General features: G+C 36.6%; 24 protein-coding genes. 12 read left to right on the top strand and 12 right to left on the bottom strand.

What is annotated here, in order from left to right; translation table 11 throughout:
* From PZ898_RS11840 to PZ898_RS11830, 3 genes are all read left to right on the top strand, one after another.
* On the top strand, window positions 1–750 hold the full coding sequence (locus PZ898_RS11840) for a T9SS type A sorting domain-containing protein (RefSeq protein ID WP_277695586.1): 750 nt from the start codon (window positions 1–3) through the stop codon (window positions 748–750).
* A 175-nt stretch (window positions 751–925) separates the two neighbouring features.
* On the top strand, window positions 926–1,771 hold the full coding sequence (locus PZ898_RS11835; protein ID WP_277695585.1) for a GNAT family N-acetyltransferase: 846 nt from the start codon (window positions 926–928) through the stop codon (window positions 1,769–1,771).
* A 110-nt stretch (window positions 1,772–1,881) separates the two neighbouring features.
* Window positions 1,882–3,165: an ectonucleotide pyrophosphatase/phosphodiesterase gene (locus tag PZ898_RS11830; RefSeq protein WP_277695584.1), complete on the top strand. Its 1,284-nt coding sequence runs from the start codon at window positions 1,882–1,884 to the stop codon at window positions 3,163–3,165.
* A gap of 244 nt (window positions 3,166–3,409) precedes the next feature.
* Here PZ898_RS11830 and PZ898_RS11825 read toward each other — a convergent pair whose 3' ends face one another.
* Window positions 3,410–4,288 carry an NAD(P)H-binding protein gene (locus PZ898_RS11825; protein WP_277695582.1) on the bottom strand — a complete coding sequence of 293 codons (879 nt, stop codon included), beginning with the start codon at window positions 4,286–4,288 and terminating at the stop codon, window positions 3,410–3,412.
* Window positions 4,289–4,370: 82 nt separating this feature from the next.
* Between PZ898_RS11825 and PZ898_RS11820 the strand changes: the two genes are divergently transcribed.
* Window positions 4,371–4,799: a helix-turn-helix domain-containing protein gene (locus PZ898_RS11820; protein ID WP_082798840.1), complete on the top strand. Its 429-nt coding sequence runs from the start codon at window positions 4,371–4,373 to the stop codon at window positions 4,797–4,799.
* 52 nt (window positions 4,800–4,851) lie between these two features.
* Here the strand turns inward: PZ898_RS11820 and PZ898_RS11815 are convergent, their stop codons facing one another.
* A complete protein-coding gene (locus tag PZ898_RS11815) occupies window positions 4,852–5,907 on the bottom strand; it encodes an NAD(P)-dependent alcohol dehydrogenase (protein WP_082798841.1) in 1,056 nt (351 codons plus the stop codon).
* A gap of 257 nt (window positions 5,908–6,164) precedes the next feature.
* Between PZ898_RS11815 and PZ898_RS11810 the strand changes: the two genes are divergently transcribed.
* The 3 genes from PZ898_RS11810 (at window position 6,165) to PZ898_RS11800 (ending at window position 8,946) form a co-directional block, all read left to right on the top strand.
* A complete protein-coding gene (locus PZ898_RS11810; RefSeq protein ID WP_216443832.1) occupies window positions 6,165–7,067 on the top strand; it encodes a helix-turn-helix transcriptional regulator in 903 nt (300 codons plus the stop codon).
* Window positions 7,068–7,197: 130 nt separating this feature from the next.
* On the top strand, window positions 7,198–8,538 hold the full coding sequence (locus PZ898_RS11805; protein WP_277695581.1) for a carboxylesterase family protein: 1,341 nt from the start codon (window positions 7,198–7,200) through the stop codon (window positions 8,536–8,538).
* Between the two features lie 240 nt (window positions 8,539–8,778).
* Window positions 8,779–8,946: a hypothetical protein gene (locus tag PZ898_RS11800; RefSeq protein ID WP_157885789.1), complete on the top strand. Its 168-nt coding sequence runs from the start codon at window positions 8,779–8,781 to the stop codon at window positions 8,944–8,946.
* A 58-nt stretch (window positions 8,947–9,004) separates the two neighbouring features.
* Here the strand turns inward: PZ898_RS11800 and PZ898_RS11795 are convergent, their stop codons facing one another.
* The 6 genes from PZ898_RS11795 to lpxK form a co-directional block, all read right to left on the bottom strand.
* Entirely contained in the window at window positions 9,005–10,477 is a 1,473-nt protein-coding gene (locus PZ898_RS11795; protein WP_277695580.1) for an alpha-amylase, read from the bottom strand.
* Window positions 10,478–10,521: 44 nt separating this feature from the next.
* Window positions 10,522–11,619, bottom strand: a complete 1,098-nt coding sequence (gene dinB / locus PZ898_RS11790; RefSeq protein ID WP_062675841.1) for a DNA polymerase IV — start codon at window positions 11,617–11,619, stop codon at window positions 10,522–10,524.
* A gap of 202 nt (window positions 11,620–11,821) precedes the next feature.
* The gene (locus PZ898_RS11785) at window positions 11,822–12,277 is read right to left on the bottom strand and encodes a GNAT family N-acetyltransferase (protein WP_277695579.1); all 456 of its coding nucleotides are present in this window, start codon (window positions 12,275–12,277) and stop codon (window positions 11,822–11,824) included.
* Between the two features lie 88 nt (window positions 12,278–12,365).
* Window positions 12,366–12,881: a thioredoxin-like domain-containing protein gene (locus tag PZ898_RS11780; protein WP_277695578.1), complete on the bottom strand. Its 516-nt coding sequence runs from the start codon at window positions 12,879–12,881 to the stop codon at window positions 12,366–12,368.
* 216 nt (window positions 12,882–13,097) lie between these two features.
* The gene (locus tag PZ898_RS11775) at window positions 13,098–13,913 is read right to left on the bottom strand and encodes a purine-nucleoside phosphorylase (RefSeq protein WP_277695577.1); all 816 of its coding nucleotides are present in this window, start codon (window positions 13,911–13,913) and stop codon (window positions 13,098–13,100) included.
* On the bottom strand, window positions 13,897–14,922 hold the full coding sequence (lpxK, locus tag PZ898_RS11770) for a tetraacyldisaccharide 4'-kinase (RefSeq protein ID WP_062675845.1): 1,026 nt from the start codon (window positions 14,920–14,922) through the stop codon (window positions 13,897–13,899). The genes PZ898_RS11775 and lpxK overlap by 17 nt, the downstream gene beginning before the upstream one ends.
* A gap of 108 nt (window positions 14,923–15,030) precedes the next feature.
* Between lpxK and truA the strand changes: the two genes are divergently transcribed.
* The 5 genes from truA to PZ898_RS11745 all read left to right on the top strand — a co-directional run bounded on the left by truA (window position 15,031) and on the right by PZ898_RS11745 (window position 19,536).
* On the top strand, window positions 15,031–15,762 hold the full coding sequence (gene truA / locus PZ898_RS11765; protein ID WP_277695576.1) for a tRNA pseudouridine(38-40) synthase TruA: 732 nt from the start codon (window positions 15,031–15,033) through the stop codon (window positions 15,760–15,762).
* Between the two features lie 29 nt (window positions 15,763–15,791).
* The gene (locus tag PZ898_RS11760) at window positions 15,792–16,133 is read left to right on the top strand and encodes a hypothetical protein (protein WP_277695575.1); all 342 of its coding nucleotides are present in this window, start codon (window positions 15,792–15,794) and stop codon (window positions 16,131–16,133) included.
* Window positions 16,134–16,202: 69 nt separating this feature from the next.
* Entirely contained in the window at window positions 16,203–16,790 is a 588-nt protein-coding gene (locus PZ898_RS11755) for a Crp/Fnr family transcriptional regulator (RefSeq protein ID WP_110008193.1), read from the top strand.
* A gap of 86 nt (window positions 16,791–16,876) precedes the next feature.
* Window positions 16,877–17,647, top strand: coding sequence for an alpha/beta hydrolase (locus PZ898_RS11750; protein ID WP_277695574.1), 771 nt, complete (start codon window positions 16,877–16,879; stop codon window positions 17,645–17,647).
* A gap of 131 nt (window positions 17,648–17,778) precedes the next feature.
* Window positions 17,779–19,536 (top strand): ABC transporter ATP-binding protein, encoded by a 1,758-nt coding sequence (locus PZ898_RS11745; protein WP_277695573.1) that lies wholly within the window; start codon window positions 17,779–17,781, stop codon window positions 19,534–19,536.
* Window positions 19,537–19,629: 93 nt separating this feature from the next.
* On the opposite strand, the gene PZ898_RS11740 is transcribed toward PZ898_RS11745, so the two are convergent.
* The 4 genes from PZ898_RS11740 to PZ898_RS11725 are packed head-to-tail and all read right to left on the bottom strand — an operon-like array spanning window position 19,630 to window position 22,145.
* Window positions 19,630–20,244, bottom strand: coding sequence for a class I SAM-dependent methyltransferase (locus PZ898_RS11740; protein ID WP_062675849.1), 615 nt, complete (start codon window positions 20,242–20,244; stop codon window positions 19,630–19,632).
* A complete protein-coding gene (locus tag PZ898_RS11735; RefSeq protein WP_277695572.1) occupies window positions 20,241–20,834 on the bottom strand; it encodes a hypothetical protein in 594 nt (197 codons plus the stop codon). The genes PZ898_RS11740 and PZ898_RS11735 overlap by 4 nt, the downstream gene beginning before the upstream one ends.
* On the bottom strand, window positions 20,824–21,294 hold the full coding sequence (locus tag PZ898_RS11730) for a sigma-70 family RNA polymerase sigma factor (RefSeq protein WP_123279098.1): 471 nt from the start codon (window positions 21,292–21,294) through the stop codon (window positions 20,824–20,826). Before PZ898_RS11730 ends, PZ898_RS11735 begins: the two co-directional genes overlap by 11 nt.
* Window positions 21,294–22,145 (bottom strand): alpha/beta hydrolase, encoded by an 852-nt coding sequence (locus PZ898_RS11725; protein ID WP_277695571.1) that lies wholly within the window; start codon window positions 22,143–22,145, stop codon window positions 21,294–21,296. The genes PZ898_RS11730 and PZ898_RS11725 overlap by 1 nt, the downstream gene beginning before the upstream one ends.
* Window positions 22,146–22,284 lie beyond the last annotated feature (139 nt).

Here is a 22,284-nt window from a genome sequence, read left to right as displayed (position 1 = left end):
ATGAAAAAAACTCTACTAGCGCTAAGCGTACTTCTTGCCAATTTCGCATTGGCACAGTTTTCGTCAGGAACGGTAAACTTACCGGCAACTTCCATGACGGTGAAATTAGATACAACTCCTTCAGGAGTAACGATTACGGTAACAGGTGACAGCAACTCTATGATGGGAATAGGTTTTGGAACTACCGGGATGGCTGCTGGATCAGACGGATTTATTTATAACTCTTCTGCCAATAGAGACTATTCGTTCAGTAATGTTCCTAATGCACCTTCGGCCGATGCATCTCAGGACTGGACAGAAACTTCGAACACCGTATCCGGATCTACAAGAACTGTAGTAGCAACAAGGTCACTTACAGGTGGAACAGGAGATTTTGCTATTGCCAATGCAGCTGGAACAATCAATATCTTCTATGCCCGTAAAAGTGGAGGAACTTCTTTAGGATACCATGATGCAGGAAGAGGATATGCAACATTGACGATGACAGCTGCCTCTTTATCTACCAGTGAAATTACAGCCAATAGCAATAAGGTAAACCTATATCCTAATCCGGCAAAATCAACCGTTAATTTCAAAAATTCTGACAAAATAAAATCCGTTGATATCTACGAAGCAACGGGCAGAAAAGTACTGTCAGTAAAACCGGATGGAGAAAGCATCAGTATTGAAAATCTGAAATCAGGAAGTTACTATATTGAAATTCAGCTTAAAGACGGAAGTACATCTTATGAAAAACTGATCAAAGAATAATTTTTCAGAAAAAACACACCTCAATATTTTTTAAACAGATACCTCTGATTTTTCAGGGGTATCATTTTTTCTTAAAGTCCCAATTTCAGGGTGATTGCTTTAAAATTCTTATATTTGTATGTATCCTGATTCTTAATAAAGGAAAATTTTTTGACCTTATAATTTTTACGATCCTATGGAATTCAAAACCTTAGCTGATATCACAATAGATGAACTTTTATCAGTATTCAATTACTCATTTTCTGATTATGTTGTTCCTTTTCACTTGACAAAAGAAGTGCTTGTTTCAAAAATTGCAGCAGAAAAATTAGATCTGAGTTTGTCTGCGGGAGCATTTGAAGAGGGGAAACTGGTTGGCTTTATCCTTCAGTCCGAAAAAATTGAAAACGGGGAGAAAATTATTTACAATGGCGGTACAGGAGTAGTTCCGAAAAGCAGAGGTAAAGGCTTGGTAAGAAAAATGTATGATTTTATCATTCCTGTTTTAAAAGAAAGAAATGCAAATACACTGTTGCTAGAAGTTATCGAAGGAAATCAGCCTGCTATCAGGGCTTATGAAAATTTAGGTTTTACAATTGTCAGAAGACTGCTTTGCTTTAATGGGAATATTAAACAGGAAAAAGGAAATACTGAAGTATCCATACGAGATTTGAAAGACTTTCAATGGGAGTTGTTATGTTCTTTCTGGGATATTGAACCTTCATGGCAGGGATCTGTTTACGTATTGGAACCGATGCCTGAAAATTATGTGACTTTAGGGGCTTATGAAGGGGAAAAGCTCGTCGGATATATTGTTTATGGTCCTGCATCGAAAAAAGTATACCAGTTTGCTGTAGATAAGAATTACAGAAATAAGGGAATTGGTACAAAGCTCTTTAATGCTATCAGAGAAAAAAATCACGGGCAGGCGATAGCGTTAAACAATGTGGATGATTCTTCAGAAAGTACAGATAAGTTTCTTAGCGAAAGAGTAGGACTGAACAACTGGTTGTCACAGTTTGAAATGAAAAGGTCTATTTAACAGCGATTAATTTTGATTCAAACAAAATAAGAGGTTTTAATATACTTTTAATCTCTTAAACTTTTCAGGGAGAAGGATAGGATGTAACTTTGCCGAAAATTTTTAAAATAATGAAGCGAGGAATCCATTTTTTACTGCTGCTCATTTCCTTTACGGCTTTTGCCCAGCAGGCCAATATTGATACTGCCCAGGTTGTAATACCAGGAAGACAAAACAGTACTGAAGCACAGTCGAAACCTTATGTGATTATGATATCAACGGATGGTTTCCGTTATGATTATGCTCAGAAATACAATGCTGAAAACCTTTTGAAACTAGCTAATAGTGGTGTAAAGGCTGAAGCCATGATTCCAAGCTATCCAAGTATTACCTTTCCAAACCACTGGAGTTTAATTACCGGGCTTTATCCTTCTCATCATGGTTTGATTGATAACTTTTTCTACGATTACAAGAGAAAAGAAGGCTATGCGATGAGCAGTAAGAAAAATGCTGAGGACGGAAGCTGGTATGGAGGAACTCCGTTTTGGGGGCTTGCTGAAAAACAAGGAATGGTATCTGCCTCTTTAATGTGGGTAGGATCTGCGAGTGACGCCGGAGGAATGCGACCTACTTATTATTATCCTTATCACGAAAAATTTACCCCTTCAGAAAAAGTAGAAAAAGTAGTCAACTGGCTGAAATTACCGGAAGATAAAAGACCACACTTCATTTCATTATATTTCCCGGAAGTAGATGGAAGCGGACATCATTATGGTCCGGATACCAAAGAAACGGAAACTGCTGTTCATCTTATAGATCAGGCTATTGGTGATCTTGTTCAGAAAGTAAATGGTTTAGGATTAAAAAATGTCAACTTTGTTTTTGTTTCCGATCACGGAATGATTAAAGTAGATGGAGGTACACCGTTGGAAATTCCGGCTCTTCTTTTTGATAAAAACAGATTTGATTTTTACAATTCTCAGACTTTATTAAGAGTTTATGTTAAAAACCCTGATGAAGTAAAAGCGGTTTATAAACAACTGAAAGCCAATAAAACAGACGACTACGAAGTATATCTTGATAAAAAACTTCCCAGATACCTGCATTTCGCTACAAGAGATGACCAGTACAACAGAATAGGGCAGATTCTTCTGATTCCGAAAGCACCAAAGATTTTCCTGGAAAAAGGTAAGAAAACATCAGTGGGGAAACATGGTTATAATCCTAAAGTGGTACCGGAAATGAAAGCTACTTTCTTTGCCTGGGGACCGGAATTTAAAAACAATCTGGTGATTGATGAATTTGCGAACATCAATGTTTATCCTTTGGTGGCTGAGGTTTTAGGATTAAAAATTGATCAGCCTATTGACGGGAAACTGAAAGTTTTAAAAAGAACTTTAAAAAACAAAAAATAGTATTGAATTAAAGATATTATAAACAAGATTCGGCGCACCTTTGGTGCGCCGAATCTTGTTTATAAATTGACTTAGCAATTAAAATCGTTAAGAAAATTCTACTGTTTGAAGCGCGGGAATTAAATTCGATACTAAATTAATAGTGAAACCGCGCGAGTTTAGAATTTTTAGAGAACAAAAATTATTTTTAGCATTTTAATTCCAGTCTTGAACTTTTGTTTCTTTTGTTTCAAGACAAAAGAAATTAAAATTGAGAAGCAAACTCCTTTGCAAAATCTTCTAATTTAACACTTCCTGTAACCGGGGAACCATGATCAATAAAATCTTTCTGTACAACACCGGTTCTTATTCCTCTTCCCATTTCAACATACAAATTAGCCATATCTTCAGGTAATCCCGCCTGAAGCATTCCGTTTAAAGAATCTTCATCAGAGAACTCTACCCATGGAAGTTCAGGTTTATTAACAGATGTTCCCAGAACCTTTGCAAAGTCAGAAGCTTTTCTTACATCACTTACAATATATCTGATGTTGTTGGCTTTTTCATCTTTTACCAATTCTTCAGCGGCAGCTTTGGCGATATCATTGGGATGTACTACAGGTACTTCAATATCTGCAGGATAATTTCCTCCAATGATTCCTGCATTTTGAATTAAAGGAATATCATTGAAAAAATTATTGTAAAAATATCCGGCTCTTAAAAAAGTAAAAGAAGTGTTTTCTACTTCATTGTATATTTTTTCAATATTGTGAAGACCCGCAATAGGACCGTTTTCTACCGGAGATTCTGCACCTACACTGCTTAACATGACGGCTCTTTTTACATTCGTATTTTTCAAAGCTTCAGCATAATTTTTTCCTGCATTGGTCGTGTTTTCCACAATTTTATCCGGGCTGATCGCTGGAGGGGTCATCACAAAAACTGCATCCGCTCCATCAAATGTTTGCGTTAAAAAATCAACGTCTGTGATAGACCCAATGGCCGGAGTTGCACCCAGAGATTCAATATCCTGTTTTCTGGCATCGCTGCTGCTTACTATGGTAATATTGTGCCCGTCGGCAATTAACTTTTGTGCTAATGGTTTAGCTACATTTCCTAGTGATCCTGTGATTATAATTTTCATATGTAAATATTTTTTTATTTCTGAGAACAAAGTTATATTTGTACTTACTTTTATACAAGTACTTACCCTAAAGTATGTAGATATGACAGCGATTAAAGAAAGTTCAACCATTCAGGAGAATAAAAAAACAGTGCAGGATTGTCCTGTAATGTACGTTATGGAAAGAATTGGAGGATTCTGGAAACCGATTATCCTGTTCAATCTTTCCACAGGAGAAAAAAGATACAGTGAATTGAAAAAAGCAATTCCTGCCGTAACAGAAAAAATGCTTATTCAGCATTTGAAACAGCTTGAAACAGACGGACTCATTATCAGAACAGCAAAACCTGTAGTGCCACCTCATGTGACCTATAAACTGAGTGAAGCAGGGAATGAACTGGCTCCCGTGATTGATGCCATGGCAGCATGGGCTTTTCAGGATATGGAAAGAAATGATAATAAATGTGCTGAAGGAAACAGATATATAACGAATCAGGATCAAAATGCTTTTAGCCAAAACCTGAAAAAATAAAACAGGCTCTTCAATCTGAAGAACCTGTTTCTGTTACTATTTTATAGAAGAATTATAAAGACTGCATATCAATAACGAAACGGTATTTTACATCGCTTTTAAGCATTCTTTCATATGCATTGTTGATATCCTGCATTTTAATCAGCTCGATATCAGATACGATATTATGTTTTCCACAGAAATCTAACAGTTCCTGGGTTTCTGCAATACCTCCGATCAAAGATCCTGCTACAGAACGGCGTTGGAAGATCATAGGTCTTGTACTTACCTGCGTTTCCTGGAATTCACCAACGAATCCTACAAGAACCAGAGTTCCGTTCAGAGAAAGAGTCTGCATATAAGGATTGATATCATGTTCGTAAGGTACCGTATCAATGATAAGGTCAAATTTACCTTTTACAGCATCCATTTGGGAATCATCCGTAGAGATTACAACGTGATCTGCTCCAAGTTGTTTCGCATCATCCGTTTTTCCCGGAGTTCTTGAGAATAAAGTAACTTCTGCTCCCAGTCCTTTTGCTAGTTTAATAGCCATATGACCTAAACCGCCTAATCCTACAACGGCTACTTTTGAACCCGGACCAGTGTTCCAGTGTCTTAACGGTGACCATGTGGTAATTCCTGCGCACAGAAGGGGTGCTACTGCTGCCAGATCTAAATTTTCAGGAACACTTAAAACAAAATGTTCATCAACAACTACTTTTTGAGAATATCCTCCAAAAGTATGACCTCCAAGGTGCTTATCTTTTCCGTTATAAGTCCCTGTAAATCCATTCTGGCAATATTGCTCCAGATCGTGCTGACAACTGTCACAATGTCCGCATGAATCCACCATGCATCCTACTGCTGCCAGATCTCCCGCTTTAAATTTGGAAACCTCACTTCCTACTTTGGTAATTCTTCCTACAATTTCATGTCCCGGAACTACAGGATACAAAGATCCACCCCAGTCGTTTCTTGCGGTATGAAGGTCAGAGTGGCACACTCCGCAGTATAGAATTTCAATCTCTACATCTTTTGCGGTTACCTCTCTTCTTTCAATATTCATTTCTTTCAGATCTGCTGTGGTAGACGCTGCACCATAAGCTTTTACTGTGATTGTACTCATTTTTATATTTAGTTTATTTAGGGTTATAAATTATGATATTCAATATGAACCTATGCTGTTCCTTAAGAGAACTCATCTGAAAAAGCTTTTCCCTTTTTGAGGAATGTCCGTATTAAAAGTTTCTATAGCGATACAAAAGTCGAAACTTTCCTGTAAACAAAACTTATACAGATTACCGAATTACTTACCAATTTTACAGGCACCATTTCAGTTACAAATGAAAGTGGTAATTTTGAATAGCAATAAAAATATACTTCATGGAAAATCAGGAGGTTGAAATTTATAACACGGTCTCAGAGTATAATAAAATGGCGAATCATGAAACCCTGCATCCGCTGGTAAGTATCATTGATTTTTCCAAGTCTGATCCTATTTGTCAGTATAGAAGAAAATTTGGATTTTATACCGTTTTTCTGAAAGACGTCATGTGTGGTGATATGCAATACGGAAAACACAGCTACGATTATCAGGAAGGAACATTAGTTTTTATTGCTCCCGGCCAGACCTATGGAATTTATAATAAAGACAGATTTGTTCAGCCTGCAGGTTTTGCCCTGATTTTTCATCCGGATTTAATAAAAGGAACCAATCTAGGAAAGAATATGAAAGATTATTCTTTTTTCTCCTATGATGTACATGAAGCCCTTCACCTGTCAGAAAAAGAAAGAGAAGTAGTATTGGATTGCTTTAAAAATATTAAACTGGAACTGGAACAGTCTATTGATAAACACAGTAAATCTTTAATTGTTAATAATATTGAACTCTTTCTGAACTACTGTATGCGTTTCTATGACCGTCAGTTTATTACAAGAGATCATATCAATCAGGGTGTCATAGGTAAATTTGAAAATCTGGTAGATGATTATTTAAAATCTGAAAATCCGAAGAATATAGGTTTTCCTATGGTGAACTATTTTGCGGAAAAGCTAAATCTTTCTGCCAATTATTTCGGAGATCTGATAAAAAAAGAACTGGGAATTTCCGCACAGGAATTTATCCACAATAAACTTATTGATATTGCCAAAGAACAGATTCTGGATCAGGCAAAAACAATCAGTGAAATTTCTTATGATCTGGGCTTTAAATATCCACAGCATTTTACAAGGCTGTTCAAAACCAAAGTAGGAATTTCTCCCAGCGAATATAAAACCCTCAACTAGTTTTTTAACACGAATAACACTAATCTTTTCACCAATGATACCATAATTAATAGTGAATATTTATGTACTCATTTGTGGAATTAGTGTTTAAATAATTAAATTTAAAGAGAAAAGTTTTCACAGTTTTAAGATGACACCAAATCACCAAGACACTACTGTTTTTAATACCAGATTCGGGAGAATTACAGCACTAAATGAACAAGGAATTATAAGGATTAAAAGTATCCGGTACGCCCATTCTGAAAGATTTAAAAAACCAGTCGCCGTAGAAGCTTCTTTATCTTCAATCATTATTTCTCCGGGAAAAACTCCGGTGTGCCCGCAGGCTTTAAGTCCGCTTGTGGAAAAAATGATCGGAGCGACACCTGTTGAAAGTTTTGAAGCAGATGAATCTACCCAGTATCTTTCCATAACCCGGCCGCAAATTATATCTGAAAATGAAAAACTCCCTGTTGTTGTCTGGATCCATGGAGGCTCTCATGAAATAGGCTGTGGAGATCTGGCCACTGCTGATCCTGCAGAATGGGTGAAAGAGCAACATATTATTGTAGTTACCGTTTCCTATCGCTTAGGATTATTTGGTTTTTTAGGTGGTGATGAAAAAAGGCCTGCCAATCTTGGATTGCTGGATATCATTGAAGCCTTAAAGTGGATTAAAAACAATGTTGCAGATCTGGGAGGTGATGAAAAAAATATCACCCTTCTCGGGCAGTCTTCAGGAGGTGATGCTATTGCCCATTTAATGATATCAGAAGGAGTGGAGGATTTGTTCCAGCGCTTGATCATCCAGAGTGCTCCATTAGGATTACGTCATAAAAGACAAAAAATGTCTGCAGAATTTCTGAAAAAAACAGAAGTGCTGAAAGAGGAAACCGATGTTTTAAAAATGATGGATGAGTACAAAGCATTTGTGCCTTCCGTAATAAAATACGGTTTGAAAGCTGCGATGCCTTTCGGAACTCAATACGGACATTTTCCTTTGTGTAAAGAAGAAGATTCTGTGGAAATGTGGAAAAAAAATGCTCAGAAATTTGATGTCCTGATTGGTTTAAATAATGATGAAACGGCATTCTATCTTAAAACCTCAGAAGCTTTAAATAAATATTTCGGAAAAGGATTAGGTTTAAAAATCATGGATAAAACGGTTGAAAAAACTACAGCATTGATCTATGGAAATCCGGCAAGACAGTTTGCCCGGAATCTGGCGGATGCCGGTGGAAATGTCTATCTATTCAGAATTCATTCAAAACTGAAAGACAACCATATCGGAGCACCGCATTGTATTGATCTTCCTTTAATTTTCGGGAATGAATCAGCCTGGAAATCTTCCGAATTGCTGAAAGATATTCCATGGAGCCGTATTCATGAAAATGGTAAAAAACTGAGAGCGCTCTGGGCTGAATTTGCCCGCACCGGAAAAATATCAGATACCTCCGAAAGACCGGAAATCCTTGAACTCCGAAAAATGTAAGTAGAGATCAAGCTCATCTAATCTTAACAAATATCCCAACTAAAGACGTAAGAATTCGGCTCCCTTGGAATGGTGGCAAAAATTCTTTGATCTTTTGCCGGGGTGTTTCATCATATTCTCAAAATTTATCTTTAATAATTAATATTATATATACTTAATCAAGTAGTTGGTATTGAATGTTTATTCATAATTGTGATTTTTAATGTATATTTAATAACTAAACCATAAAAAATAACAATTATGAAAACGTACAAAGAAATCAAAGTAAAAAAATTGAACCGTCAGGAATTAAAGAGTTTAAAAGCCGGAGATTTAAATTGGGGAAAAGTATGCTGTACTTCCAACGAAGATGGACAATGCTGTGAATGGGCTATAGATGTTTGGAATTGTAGATATATTTACTGCTAAATCTTAAAGACCCCTGTCAACGTTCCAAGCCTTGACAGGGGTTTCTGATAAATTAATCTTATTCAGGAATCCAGACACTCACATTTCCTGCCGGAGCAGGAAAATCTCCCCAGCCGTTTTCATCAATCATTACTTTCTCTTTGAATCGTTTCAAAATATCTTTAAATTTTTTCCCAGCGTAAAGCGTTCCCACTTCCATAGGCTTATTGTAAGCATCCTTATTACTTAAAACTACGACACATCCGGTATGTTCATCATCTCCTGTACGTACCCAGCCAAGACAGTTGGCATCTTCAAAATAATCATGCTGCTCACCGTAAGCATGATCCTTCCTCGCTTTTAATAGCTCTTCAATACCATCTACTTTTGGCATAAATATTTCCTGATCATTACCTTCTCTGTCTTTGTCCACATAATGAGCACCATAAAGATCGGGGTAAAATACACAGGGATAACCGTCTTTTCTCAATAAAATAAGGGCATAGGCAATTGGCTTGAACCAAGGTTCTACGGGAGCTTCAAGATCCTGTAATGGCTGAGTATCATGATTGGCTACTAAACTTACAGAATGCATAGGATCTGCCTGAGTAAGAGTTTCATCGAAAATTCTTCGGAGATCATAAGAATCACCTTCTCTGGAAGCTGTATGAAAGTTATTTTGCAAAGAACTGTCGAAAAGACTCATGCAGCCTTCCGTGACCTCAATATACTTTTGAAGAAGATGAAGATATCCCGGAGCCCAGTATTCTCCTACAGCAAAAATATCTTTTCCGGAATTGGAACGGAGCAGTGTGAGCCATTCTTTATAAAAATCAAAAGAAATATGTTTTAAAGCATCAAGCCTTACCCCATCAAAATCGGTCTGATCAAAATACCATTTTGCCCAGGTGTTAAGTTCTTCCCGTACAAAAGGATTCCGGTGCTCAATGTCATTATACATCAGGTAGTCGTAATTCCCTTTTTCATCATCAATCATTTCCTCCCAGTCGTTTCCGTATTCTGACTGTATTTTGAAGATATGGGAATCCATCCCTTCAGCATAATCTACACCACTGAAACAGGTGAAATTCCATTCAAAATCTGAATATTTTTTTCCTCTTCCCGGAAAGGTAAATTTCGTGTAAGATTCTATTTCGATCACTTCGGAAATCACCTTTTCCCTGTTTTCCTCATCTACTTTGACAACCTTGAATTTCTCCAGCTCATCACCTCCGGCTTTATGTCCCAGAACAATATCTACAATGATCTGTATATTTTGCTTCTTTAAGGCTTTAATGGCTTTTGTGTAATCTTTTTTAGTACCATATTTGGTAGGAAGAGTTCCCTTTTGATCAAATTCTCCGAGATCATACAGGTCGTAGGGATCATAACCGATGGAATAGCCGCCATTTGTCCCTTTGTAGGCAGGAGGAAACCATACAGAAGTAATTCCAAGTTTTGCTAAATATCCGGCCTGTTTTTCGGCTTCTTTCCACAATTTTCCGTCTCCTTCAGAATACCAGTGGAAAAACTGGATCATGGTTGGGTTCATAAATTTGCTGATTTGGTTGATACAAGGTAGCAAAAAAATATGATTTAATCATTTTCAAATTCCTCAAACGGAATTTTTAGTTGAACCGAAACCTGCTTTTTTTCTTCTGTATTCAGGTGAGAGAGAGATAATCCGAGCAAACGAACAGCTTTATCAAAAGGACGAAGTTCCCAAAGTTTTTTTCCGGTGTTATAATACTGTTCCGGTGATGAAAAATAATCTTCCTTTGTGATACTTCTTGTGAAAAGAGAGAAATCTTTGTATTTTATTTTTAACGTTAAAGTTCTACCCAGAATATTATTTTTCTGTAGCCTTTGATGAATTTCTTCTGCAAGACTTTCCAGTTTTTCATTGATCTGTTGTTCATCCAGTAGATCTTCAAAAAAAGTTCTTTCTACAGCCACACTTTTCTGAATCCGATGAGGTTTTACTTCAGAAGTATGAATTCCGCGAACCACATTATAATAGTGCTGGCCGGATTTTCCAAAAAGTCTTATCAGATCTTCAAGTGATCTCTTTTTTAAATCTTTTCCTTTGTAAATTCCTAAACTAAACATTTTGTTAGCCGTAACCTTTCCAACGCCGTAAAATTTTTCTACAGGCAGCTCTTCCAGAAAATGCTCCATTTTATCAGGATGAATGGTTTTCTGGCCGTTCGGTTTATTAATGTCGGAAGCTACTTTAGCTAAAAACTTATTGACGGAAATTCCTGCAGAAGCTGTTAATCCGGTCTGTTCAAAAATTTTCTGACGGATTTCTTTGGCGATCAGATTCGCAGATTCCATACCTTTTTTATTTTCGGTGACATCCAGATAAGCTTCATCCAGAGACAGAGGTTCTACCAGATCAGTATATTCATAGAAAATTTCCCGGATTTTTTTGGAGATCTCTTTGTATCGGGCAAATCGGGGAGGAACAAAAATAAGCTGCGGACATTTTTCTTTGGCTGTTTTGCTGGGCATTGCAGAACGAACACCAAATTTTCTGGCTTCATAGCTTGCGGCTGCCACTACACCACGGTGTTGTCCTCCTACGGCGATGGGCTTGCCTTTCAGTGTGGGATTATCATGTTGCTCCACAGAAGCATAGAATGCATCCATATCCACATGAATAATTTTACGAAGAGGCAAAGAAAAATCCATATACAAAGATATGGATTCCTTTATTGACGGTAAATTTTTTGTAGAAGGTAAGTTTTTTATAAAAGTTTGTAGCAGGAGGCCGGAGGTTAATAAGTATGATATGGAAATTGATGACCTGTTTATTGAAAATTAATTTAAAAAAATAACAGATTATTCAACGTACTAAGATTACTTCCATCTCCCATCTTCTTTCTTCCGCCTTTTAAGCCTTCAGTCTCATGGTAAGAAGATGAGGTTCAAAACCTGCCTTTTCATACGCTTTTATGGCAGATTCATTTTGTGCATACACATCAAGTCTTACCTCATTGATTCCCTTTGATTTTGACCAGGAAATGAGTTCGTCAGTAATGACTTTATTGATTCCTTTTCCCCTGTGTTCTGGCTTTACATACATAAAACCGAGATAGGCATATTCTTTAAACTGATAATAATCTTTTGCCGCTTTCTTAATCAGAGCATATCCTGATGCAATGATTTCATTATTTTCTTCGGCAACAATTACGGTTGCTTCGGGAGATTGTATCAGATGTTTTAAATCGTAATAATGAATCTCTCCTTCAATCAATGTACTGTTGAACGGTCTTTCGGCAGTAACAACTCCCTGTTCAAATTCTAAAAGGATTGCTAAATCCTGTTCTGTGGCTTCTCTTGTAATCATGGTGCTATGGGTATAAAATTTGAAACCCACTGAAAGTTTTTGGTTTTCAATGAGTTTTTTATGTTTTTTCGGATTAGATAAATAATAATTATTTTAAAAGCTTGTCTATGGTTTGTTGAAGTTCAGGGTCTTCAGGAGATATTGCATAATATTTTGCAATGGAAGATTTCTGATCAATCACCATATATCTCGGGATCCAGTTTAGATCTACATAATTATTGAAATCGTTCTTCCAGCCTGTAGAAAACCAATAGTTTTCTTTGTCTTTCATATCAAATCTTTCCAGACTTTTTTCAAACCCTTCTTTTGAACGGTCCAATGACAGAAATACAAAATCAATATTCTTATTATTTTCTTCTAATTCTTTGGCTTTTGGAAGTGCATTTAAGCAATCTCTACACCATCCTGCCCAAAAATCAATCACTAAAACTTTTCCTTTATGCTGAGCCAAAATCTGTTTGATGGTAATGGTTTTTCCATTTTCATCTTTCAGTTTCTGCTGTAAAGCTTCTTTTGAAAATCCCGTTTTAAGGACGGCAGGCACTTTTTGTGAATAGCTTATTCCAAAAATACCTATCATAAAAATTAGTATCAACTTTCTCATCTCGTACAATTTCATTTGTACAAATCTAAACAATGAATTGCAATCTGATATTGATTTCTCCTGGAATTAGGAAAAATTTATAATATTGATGGATTCTATGGGATGGGAGAGTGGGAGTATGAAAACCACCCCGTCAAAAATTCTTTAAATTTTTGCCAACCCTGCGTGGGAGGGGAATGTTACGCCTTCAGTTGTAATATTTCTGATTGAAGTTTTTTAATGATAGTTTTTAACCAAGCCTTTCACAACGGCAATTACGTTGGGCATTGCTTTGTTGGCTGCATTCAGAACCTCTTCGTGAGAAACGGCAAAAGCTACATCCGGCCCGCCAAGATCCGTGATCACAGAGATACAGAAAACATCCATTTCCATATGTCTGGCAACAATAACTTCGGGAACGGTACTCATTCCTACCATATCACCGCCGATGGCTTTAATCATTCCATATTCGGCAGGAGTTTCAAAAGTTGGTCCTTGTAGCGCTACATAAACTCCCTGATGAATTTTAATCTGGTGGTCGGCAGCAGCCTTTTCCGCTGTGGCAATCATTTTTTTGTTGTAAGGCTCGCTCATATCCACAAAACGTGGCCCGAGCTCATCTATATTTTTTCCACGTAAAGGATGCTCAGGCATCATGTTGATATGATCTTTCAGAATAACGATGTCTGCAACATTGTAAGCTGGGTTTACACCACCACAGGCATTGGAAAGAATAAGGTTTTGAATTCCCAGCAAATGAAAAACTCTTATGGGGAATGTCACCGTTTCCATAGAATGTCCCTCATAATAGTGGAAACGTCCGCTCATCATCAGTACTTTTTTCCCTTCCAGAATTCCGTAAATCAGTTTTCCGGTATGTCCGGCCACTGTAGTCTGTGGAAAATGAGGAATGTCTTTGTACTCTAAAACATGGATCGGTTCTATTTCATTTTGTAATTTACCAAGTCCGGATCCTAAAACAACTGCAAAATCAGGGGTTTGCTGAATAATATTTTTAATAAAATCTGCAGTTTCTTTAATTTTTTCTAACATAATCTAAGATGATTTGATTGAATTCTTCTTTCTTATCAATCAATACATTGATAGGCCAGTAGTAAACAATTTCTCTAAGATAGTCAAAAGTTTTCAGACGTACATAGTCTTTCTCTGTGGTTAATATCAGTTTATATTCCCCTAATTTTTTATACTCGGCAAGGATTTTTTTAATATCATCATCCGTGAAATTGTGATGATCTCTGAATTTTAAATGCTTTACTCTTTTTGAGAATTTAGCCAGATGTTCCAGAAGCGGTTTAGGATTGGCAATTCCGGTGATCAGTAAAATATCATAATAATTCAGGTTGTTATCCGGAAGCATTTTATCTTTTCCGTATACATTTTCGTCATAACCGATGGATGAAAAGAATACTTTCTGTCCGTAAGAAGGTCGTATTCTTGATATATAATACCTTTTTGTTTCCTCCGTCAGTTCATCAGGGCATTTGCTGACCATGATGATGTCGGCCCTTTTATATCCGGCTCTTGATTCTCTAAGATCTCCGGCAGGAAGAAGATAATCCTTGAAAAAAGGATCACTGAAATCGGTCATCAGAATATTGAATCCGGCTTTGATGGCTCTGTGCTGCATGGCATCATCCAATACAAGAACTTCAAGATCCATATCGTCAATTACTTTTTTGGCTCCGGGAACACGTTCTTCGGAAACGGCAATTACGAAACGGTTTTTAAAACGTTCAAAAAGCTGCATTGCTTCATCACCCACCATTTTGTAGTTGCTTTCGTAATTTGTTACTTCATAACCTTTGGTAAGCCTTCCGTAACCACGTGAAAGTACTCCTGTTCTGTAATGTTTGGATAAGAATTGAGCAAGATACATCACCATGGGTGACTTCCCGCTTCCGCCCACAGAAAGGTTTCCGACATTGATTATCGGTGTCTTGAATTTTGTCGACTTAAAAACTCCCAGATCATACATTGTGTTCCGGATACCCGTTACCAAATGATAACCGAGGGAAAAAGGATAAAGGTACCATCTTTTCATACGATTGCAAAAATAGGAATTTTCATAAGCATTGATGTAATATTCTCGAAGACTTTTCGACAAATATTTCGTTAAATTAAAGTATTTTTGTGGAGTTATTACAATACATTGAGATACTTTATTGAATTTTCTTACAACGGAAAGAATTATTTCGGCTATCAGATACAGCCGGATGCCATTTCTGTGCAGGAAGAACTGGAAAAAGCGCTGTCTACCATTTTGCGCGAAGAGATAAAAACTACAGGAGCAGGAAGAACGGATACAGGCGTTCATGCTAAAAAAATATTTGCCCATTTTGATACGGAAAAAGAATTGGATGATCAGCTTGTAAGAAGACTGAACAGTTTTCTTCCTCCTGATATTTCCATTAAAAAAATTTTTCCGGTAAAAGATGATTTTCATGCCCGTTTTGATGCCACGTACAGAACCTACGAATATTTTATCTCATTGGAAAAAAATCCCTTCACTCAGGAATCTGCATGGCAGCACTGGAAAAGAAGTCTGGATGTGGATGCAATGAATGAGGCCTGTAAGATTCTTTTTGAATATGAAGATTTCACCAGTTTTGCCAAGTTAAAAACAGACAACAAGACCAATATCTGTAAAATTTATAAAGCAGAGTGGGAACAGAACGGAACGGAATTGAAATTTACCGTTTCTGCCAATCGTTTTCTGAGGAATATGGTTCGCGCAATTGTCGGAACGATGGTAGAAATAGGAACAGGAAAACTGAAACCGGAAGATCTTCGTAAAGTAATTGAAGACAAAAACCGCAATGCTGCAGGTACCTCAGCGCCGGGACACGGGCTGTATCTGGTAGATGTAGGGTATGAATTTTAAATAAAAAAACTAAAAACAAAATAATAATCATGTTATCAATTTTTATTCTTATCGGTGCCTATCGATATTATGCCCAGCTGGCAGAAAGATTTGGAAAAACAAAATGGCAATACGGTGTTTTAGCTATTGGAATTTATCTGGGAACCCAGATTGTATTAGGTATGGGTTACGGTGTGTATTTGGGAATAACAGATCCTGAGTCCGTAGATAATGTAAATTATACAGGCTTTTCCGGAGTGAATATTGTAGGTTGGCTCATCTCTATTGTTGCCGTTTGGGGAGTTTATAAATTCCTTGAAAATAAGTTTATAAAAGAAAGACCGGCAAAAACCATCGAAATTGAAGAAATAGGGAAGACTATTGATCAGTAAGATTTCTTTTTTTAGTATCGGAAATTAAGATTATTTTTAAATACTGTAAGAAATACTAAAAAAATAGCCATGACTGAAATTGATAAATTAGCCTTCGCATTATATCATTTTGCTGGACTTTCAGAAGAAGATTTCAGACTGTCTGAAAATTTTTGGTTTCCAAAAGAATATAAAAAAGGAGAATTTTATAATCTTCAGGGAAACGTCTGTTCTTATTTAGGATTTATTGTCGATGGAGTTTTTCGTTCTTATGTCATCAATGGAGATACGGGTGAAGAAAAGAATGTTTTTCTTTATTCGGCCAATGGTTTTGTAGTTTCTTTTAAAAGTTTTCTCAATCAGATCCCATGTGATTATTTTACACAGGCCCTTACGAATGCTTCTATTATTTTTATCCGGCATGCAGATCTTATTTCTCTTTACCAGCAGTCGCATCAATGGGAAAAATTTGGGAGACTTCTGGCACAGGCAGCATTTAACGTTACCATGACAAGGGTAGAAGGATTTTTATTAAAGTCTCCGGAAGAACGTTATCTGGATCTGATGAAAGAGCATCCGGATATTTTCAGTAATGTTCCGCTGTATCATATTTCTTCTTATCTAGGGATTCAGGGACCTTCTCTGAGCAGGATAAGAAAAAGAATTTCAGGCAAATAGTACGATTTTAACCTGGGTTAAAGTTTTCGTCATTTTATCTGCAGAAATTTGTTTCATCAATTTAACAAAACAAAAAAGTGAAAATTATGAAAACAAAAACGATCGTATTCATTCATGGGTTATTTGTGAATAATACAAGCTGGAAAGAATGGAAAACTTATTTTGAAGCGCAGGGATATACTGTACATACACCCTCAAATCCGGGACATGGAGGGGATCCCGTATACTTAAAAAATAATATTCCCGGAGAATTAAGACATGTCGGTTTTGACGATACCGTGGACAATCTTGTGAAACTGATTGACAGTCTTCCCGAAAAGCCTATTGTTATCGGACATTCTTTTGGAGGACTTATGGTTCAGAAGCTGATTGACATGGGAAAAGCAGCAGCTGGTATAAGTATTGACGGTGCTCCTCCGAAAAATATCATGGCTCCTTTTTCTACCATTAAAATTGTTTGGCCTGTAGTGAATTTCTTCAAAGGAAACAGTCCATATATGGGAACAAAAGAATGGTATCACAAAGCTTTTTTCAATAATTATTCAAAGGAAGAAAGTGACAGGCTTTACGAGACAGTAGCAGTTCCTGAAAGTAGAAAATTGGCAAAAGATCCTTTGTTTAAAGCTTCTGCAAAATTAGATTTAAAGAAACCCCATCAACCGCTGCTGTTCATTGCAGGCTCTAATGATCATATTTTCCCGGCAGCATTTTCAAAGAAAATAGCAGGGGCTTACAAAGATCCGGGAAGCATTGTAGATTTTAAAGAGTTTGCAGGGAGAAGTCATTTCATCTGTGGAGAGGAAAATTGGGAAGAAGTAGCAGAATATGTTTTAGGCTGGATACAAAAGAATACTTAATCTATTCATATTGTAAATGGTAAGTATCTGATATTTTCTATGACGATTTGCAAAAGTTGTAAAGGCAGTCCGATTATAATGTCTTATTTTTGCATAGAATTTTATTTTAATTCTTTCTTTCGATTCGTACAATGAAAAAACAAGATACCTGGGGAATTATAAAAAGGCTGTTCTTTATCGGAATGAAATTTCGTTCTTGGTTCATCCTTACCCTTATCATTTCCATATTCCTTTCCATCGTTTCTACTTACAGACCTTATCTTACCATGCAGGTGGTGGATAATGATATTACAAAGCTGCACGATAAAGCTTTGATGATGAAACACATCTACTTCCTTGTGGGATTGGTGTTTGCTGAAACTGTATTAAACTTTTTCCTGGTTTATTTTTCAAATTTTATCTCGCAAAATGTGATCAGGGATATCAGAGAGCGTTTATATGCTAAACTGATTTATTTCAAAACTTCATTTTTTGACAAAACACCTATCGGGCAGTTGGTGACGCGTGCCGTAGGAGATGTGGAAACCATTGCAACAGTATATACAGACGGTTTCCTGATGGTATTCGGAGATATTCTGAGAATTCTGTTTGTATTGGTGATGATGTTCAGCACCAATGTTCACCTGAGTTATATTACGTTAGCTATTTTACCTTTAATGGTGGTAATTACAAGATTCTTTCAGAAAAGACTGAAAAAAGCTTTCGGCGATGAAAGAAACTGGACGGCCAATCAAAACTCATTTGTTCAGGAAAGACTGGCAGGGATGTCGATCATTCAGGTCTTCAACAGACAGGAATCTGAGTTCAAAAAGTTCGATGATATTAATATTACGCTGAAGGGAGCATTGCTGAGAACTGTGTTTATTTTCTCACTGTTCTTTCCTGTAGTAGAACTTATTTCTTCACTATTCATCGGTTTTATCCTTTTCTACGGAGGCTATATTACGATCAGTGCCGGTGTGGTGATTGCCTTTATCCAGTATATTTCAATGCTGATCCGTCCTTTGAGACAGATTGCAGACCGTTTTAATAATATCCAGCGAGGAATTGTAGGAGCAGAAAGAGTATTGGGATTAATGGATGAGGAAAACTCAATGCCTAATAACGGAACGGTGAAGAAAGATCATTTTGCCGGAAAAATTGAATTCCAGAAAGTACACTTTGCATATGATGAAAAGCAGGAGGTGCTGAAAGGAATTGATTTCAAAGTAAACCCGGGAGAAACTATAGCGATTGTAGGAGCAACAGGTGCCGGAAAATCTACTATTATCAGTTTGATTACAAGATTATATGATATCAACTCCGGAAATATTCTGATTGATGATGTGGATTTAAAAGATTATGAGCTTTATAATCTCAGAAGTCATATCGGAGTAGTATTGCAGGATGTATTCCTCTTCCACGGAAGTATTTTTGAAAACCTTGCTTTTGGGGACGACAGTATTACCTTGGAGAAAATAAAAGCAGGAGCCAGAGAAATTGAAGTTGATGATTTCATTCAGCAGCTTCCTGGCGGATATGATTATGTAGTGAGCGAGAGAGGTTCGTCTATTTCTTTAGGACAGAGACAACTCTTGTCTTTTCTGAGAGCCTATTTATCAGATCCGAAAATTTTAATTCTGGATGAAGCTACGTCTTCCATTGATCATGAAAGTGAAAAGCTTATTCAGAGAGCAACGGAAAAAATTACCAAAAACAGAACTTCCATTATTATTGCCCACAGACTTTCTACCATTGAAAAAGCTGATAAGATTATTGTAATGGAACATGGTAAAATCGTAGAAGAAGGGAAGCATCTTGAACTTCTGGATAAGAACGGATATTATGCGACGCTTTACAAAGCTCAGCTTCGCCATGAAGTGGAAATGCAAGAAGAAAAAGAGTCATAATCAGAGAGAAACCATTCCTTTGAAATGAGATAAACAAAAAAGAGAGCCAGAAATGACTCTCTTTTTTTTATTTAATTAACTATATACAATTCATTACTGCTTTTTAAAACTGCAGAATACAAAATTTTGAACAGTGTCAAAAGGAGTGGTGTGATCTTCAGTAATACAGTTTACTTTTTTAAAACTTTTTTCAAATTTTTCGGATAATGATTCTTCATCATACTGCTGAATATCCAATCCACTGCATTTCGTAGGACCGTTTTTCGAAAAAGTTCCGAGGATCATAAAGTTATTCACATTCTTTTCTGCAATATCGATGTATTTTGAGACCTGCTCCGAAGTTGTCAGGAAGTGAAAAGCAGCTCTGTCATGCCATATGTCATAGGTTTCTGTAGGTTCGAAGGCCGTAATATCTGTGACAATCCATTTTACTTTACCGGCTGCATCTCCCAGTCTTTTCTTTGCTTTTTCCAGAGATTTGGCAGAGATATCAAGCACTGTAATATTTTCGTATCCTTCTTCAAGAAGAAAATCAACAAGGTTACTGTCTCCACCACCAATATCAATAATGCTGGCATCTTTTCCCAATCCTGAAGAAAGAATAAAGTCAAGCGAGGTCTGTGGTTTTTTCTGGGTCCAGCTTACCTGATCAGGATTTTTGGTTTCATATACATTTTCCCAGTGGTTTTTGTTGTCAGAAGAAATCATGATTCTTTTAATTGATTATTGATCTCTTCAAATTTATTAATTAATTCGTTAAGTTTTCTCTGCTGTTTCTTTATGGTTCGTGGCCTCAGGTAAAACCAGTTGAAAGCGATCCATGCACATGTTATAACATAGGTTAGAATACCAAAACCAAAGGACATCCTCGATGTGTATTCATACATATATAAACAAATTCCCAGAAAGAGCATCATAAAATACAGATTGAGTATCGTAGTCTCTATCCATTTCTGTTTGCTTTTTACCACGTATAAACTTTGAAGATATTCACTGTTCGTTTGGGTCTGATCAATCTTATAAAATATCATAAACATTTTGTTATAGGCCAGAAGAAAGATGACCATAGCCAGAATAACAAGTACAATTCCAATTTTTGTAGTGATCATCTGAGGCTGGTAAATGTACCAGATAAAAGCAATTAATATGGAGGTGGTGATTAAAGCTACATTGGCGAGAATCAATTTGCGAAGGTTCTGGTTTCTGAATTTTTTCAGTTTTCCGAGAAGTTCTTCCAGATTGGGTTTGTTTGAAGTTTGCTGCTTCCATATATTTTTGAAATCGATATTAGTATCCATTGTCTTTAAACTTTTGCGTTAGTTTTTCTTTTATCCTGTGAATCTTTACTCTGATATTAGACTCTGAAAGTCCTACGATATGGGCTATTTCAGCCTGTCTTATCTCTTCCAGTTCCAATGAAATAATAATTCTGTCTGTTTCAGGCAACTCTGAAATAAACTGATAGAGCATTTGAATCTGAGGTTCCATAGATTCCTGTTTTTTTTCTTCCAGGTTGATGGGTAAATCTGTTTTGGCAAATTTCTTTTCCTTTTCAATCTGCCGGAGACAGTTGTTAGAAGCTATTCTGAAAATCCATGTCCCTATGCTGGATTCATTCCTAAATTTCGGGAGCTGCTGCCAGACTATAATAAATGTCTCCTGGGCAAGATCCTGAGCGAGTTCAGTATCATTCACATATCCCATACATAACCGGAATATCCTTTGCCAGTAGAGTTCGTATATCTCTTCGAAAACCATTATTTCGCAGATAAAAAGTTGTTAAGCTGGCTAAAATACCAATCCTTATCATCGTACATAATGAAATGTAATCCTTTTGAAGCATACTGCATATTGGCATTCTTTAAATTTTTGTATTGCCCTTCAATAGTGGGTTTAAGGTTAACAAAAAAGGATTCCAGAAGAATAAGAGAAGGACATTGGATGGTTTTTATTTTTTCTCTGAGATCGGTATTGTAAAAATCGCAGTACATTTTAGCAAATGTTTTTCGGTCAGATTTCATGCTCCAATTGATCACGGTTTCCTGCATCGAAGTATCTGCTAAGAGACGTGGCATAGCCTGAGCCTGCATTTTTCGGAACTGTTCATCATTCATAGCTGTTAACTGAGTTATAGTAGCCGAGCAGTCATTTTTTTCTTTAGAAGTAAAATTAGGATCAGATAAGGCTGCCAGGCAGGGTAGTGTGTCTACAATAATAATTTTGCCTACAAGTTCGGGATAGTCGGCTGCTATAGCTAAGGCAAGACCGCCTCCCATACTGTGTCCGATGAGAATAGGTTTGTCTATTTTATTATTTTTGATGTAAGCAGCTATTTCTTTTTCCCAGTCTTTAAAGCTGGCATCTGCCTGTGGTTTTGTTCCGGCAAATCCAGCCATCGTTAAAGTATAACAGGTGAAATCTTTTTCAAACTTTGCAGTGGTTTCATTCCAAACATCTCCCGAAGATGCAAATCCCGGAATGAATAGTAAAGATTGATTTCCTTTTCCGGTTTTCTTTACTTCAAAAGAATAAGTTGTTTGTTGACCGAATATATTGCATACTGCTAAAAAAAATAACATGATAATCAAAAGGAATGTGAATTTTTTCATGATTTCTAAAGTTTTAAAGTTTATTTGTCTTTTAGAGACGAACCTTAAAAAAATGTTACACAAGATTTAAATTTTTTTTGAAAAAAATATTTCTCCTCCTTCCAACCCCTTTTGTTTAGGGTAAAATCATATGAAATTT

The sequence above is a fragment of the Chryseobacterium sp. WX genome, from assembly GCF_029542485.1.
GTDB lineage: Bacteria > Bacteroidota > Bacteroidia > Flavobacteriales > Weeksellaceae > Chryseobacterium > Chryseobacterium cucumeris.
Note: the sequence above shows the minus strand (reverse complement) of the source record. Positions and strands in the feature narration are given on the sequence as shown.

Excerpts from the sequence above, each read along its gene's own strand:
- PZ898_RS11795 (WP_277695580.1), bottom strand. The coding sequence starts at position 10,477 with ATGAACCCAACCATGATCCAGTTTTTCCACTGGTATTCTGAAGGAGAC.
- PZ898_RS11785 (WP_277695579.1), bottom strand. The coding sequence starts at position 12,277 with ATGATTACAAGAGAAGCCACAGAACAGGATTTAGCAATCCTTTTAGAA.
- PZ898_RS11750 (WP_277695574.1), top strand. The coding sequence starts at position 16,877 with ATGAAAACAAAAACGATCGTATTCATTCATGGGTTATTTGTGAATAAT.
- PZ898_RS11825 (WP_277695582.1), bottom strand. The coding sequence starts at position 4,288 with ATGAAAATTATAATCACAGGATCACTAGGAAATGTAGCTAAACCATTA.
- PZ898_RS11800 (WP_157885789.1), top strand. The coding sequence starts at position 8,779 with ATGAAAACGTACAAAGAAATCAAAGTAAAAAAATTGAACCGTCAGGAA.
- PZ898_RS11820 (WP_082798840.1), top strand. The coding sequence starts at position 4,371 with ATGACAGCGATTAAAGAAAGTTCAACCATTCAGGAGAATAAAAAAACA.
- dinB (WP_062675841.1), bottom strand. The coding sequence starts at position 11,619 with ATGGATTTTTCTTTGCCTCTTCGTAAAATTATTCATGTGGATATGGAT.
- PZ898_RS11725 (WP_277695571.1), bottom strand. The coding sequence starts at position 22,145 with ATGAAAAAATTCACATTCCTTTTGATTATCATGTTATTTTTTTTAGCA.
- PZ898_RS11740 (WP_062675849.1), bottom strand. The coding sequence starts at position 20,244 with ATGATTTCTTCTGACAACAAAAACCACTGGGAAAATGTATATGAAACC.
- PZ898_RS11805 (WP_277695581.1), top strand. The coding sequence starts at position 7,198 with ATGACACCAAATCACCAAGACACTACTGTTTTTAATACCAGATTCGGG.
- PZ898_RS11730 (WP_123279098.1), bottom strand. The coding sequence starts at position 21,294 with ATGGTTTTCGAAGAGATATACGAACTCTACTGGCAAAGGATATTCCGG.
- PZ898_RS11745 (WP_277695573.1), top strand. The coding sequence starts at position 17,779 with ATGAAAAAACAAGATACCTGGGGAATTATAAAAAGGCTGTTCTTTATC.
- PZ898_RS11780 (WP_277695578.1), bottom strand. The coding sequence starts at position 12,881 with ATGAGAAAGTTGATACTAATTTTTATGATAGGTATTTTTGGAATAAGC.
- PZ898_RS11755 (WP_110008193.1), top strand. The coding sequence starts at position 16,203 with ATGACTGAAATTGATAAATTAGCCTTCGCATTATATCATTTTGCTGGA.
- PZ898_RS11835 (WP_277695585.1), top strand. The coding sequence starts at position 926 with ATGGAATTCAAAACCTTAGCTGATATCACAATAGATGAACTTTTATCA.
- PZ898_RS11735 (WP_277695572.1), bottom strand. The coding sequence starts at position 20,834 with ATGGATACTAATATCGATTTCAAAAATATATGGAAGCAGCAAACTTCA.
- PZ898_RS11830 (WP_277695584.1), top strand. The coding sequence starts at position 1,882 with ATGAAGCGAGGAATCCATTTTTTACTGCTGCTCATTTCCTTTACGGCT.
- PZ898_RS11760 (WP_277695575.1), top strand. The coding sequence starts at position 15,792 with ATGTTATCAATTTTTATTCTTATCGGTGCCTATCGATATTATGCCCAG.
- PZ898_RS11810 (WP_216443832.1), top strand. The coding sequence starts at position 6,165 with ATGGAAAATCAGGAGGTTGAAATTTATAACACGGTCTCAGAGTATAAT.
- lpxK (WP_062675845.1), bottom strand. The coding sequence starts at position 14,922 with ATGAAAAGATGGTACCTTTATCCTTTTTCCCTCGGTTATCATTTGGTA.
- PZ898_RS11840 (WP_277695586.1), top strand. The coding sequence starts at position 1 with ATGAAAAAAACTCTACTAGCGCTAAGCGTACTTCTTGCCAATTTCGCA.
- PZ898_RS11775 (WP_277695577.1), bottom strand. The coding sequence starts at position 13,913 with ATGTTAGAAAAAATTAAAGAAACTGCAGATTTTATTAAAAATATTATT.
- PZ898_RS11815 (WP_082798841.1), bottom strand. The coding sequence starts at position 5,907 with ATGAGTACAATCACAGTAAAAGCTTATGGTGCAGCGTCTACCACAGCA.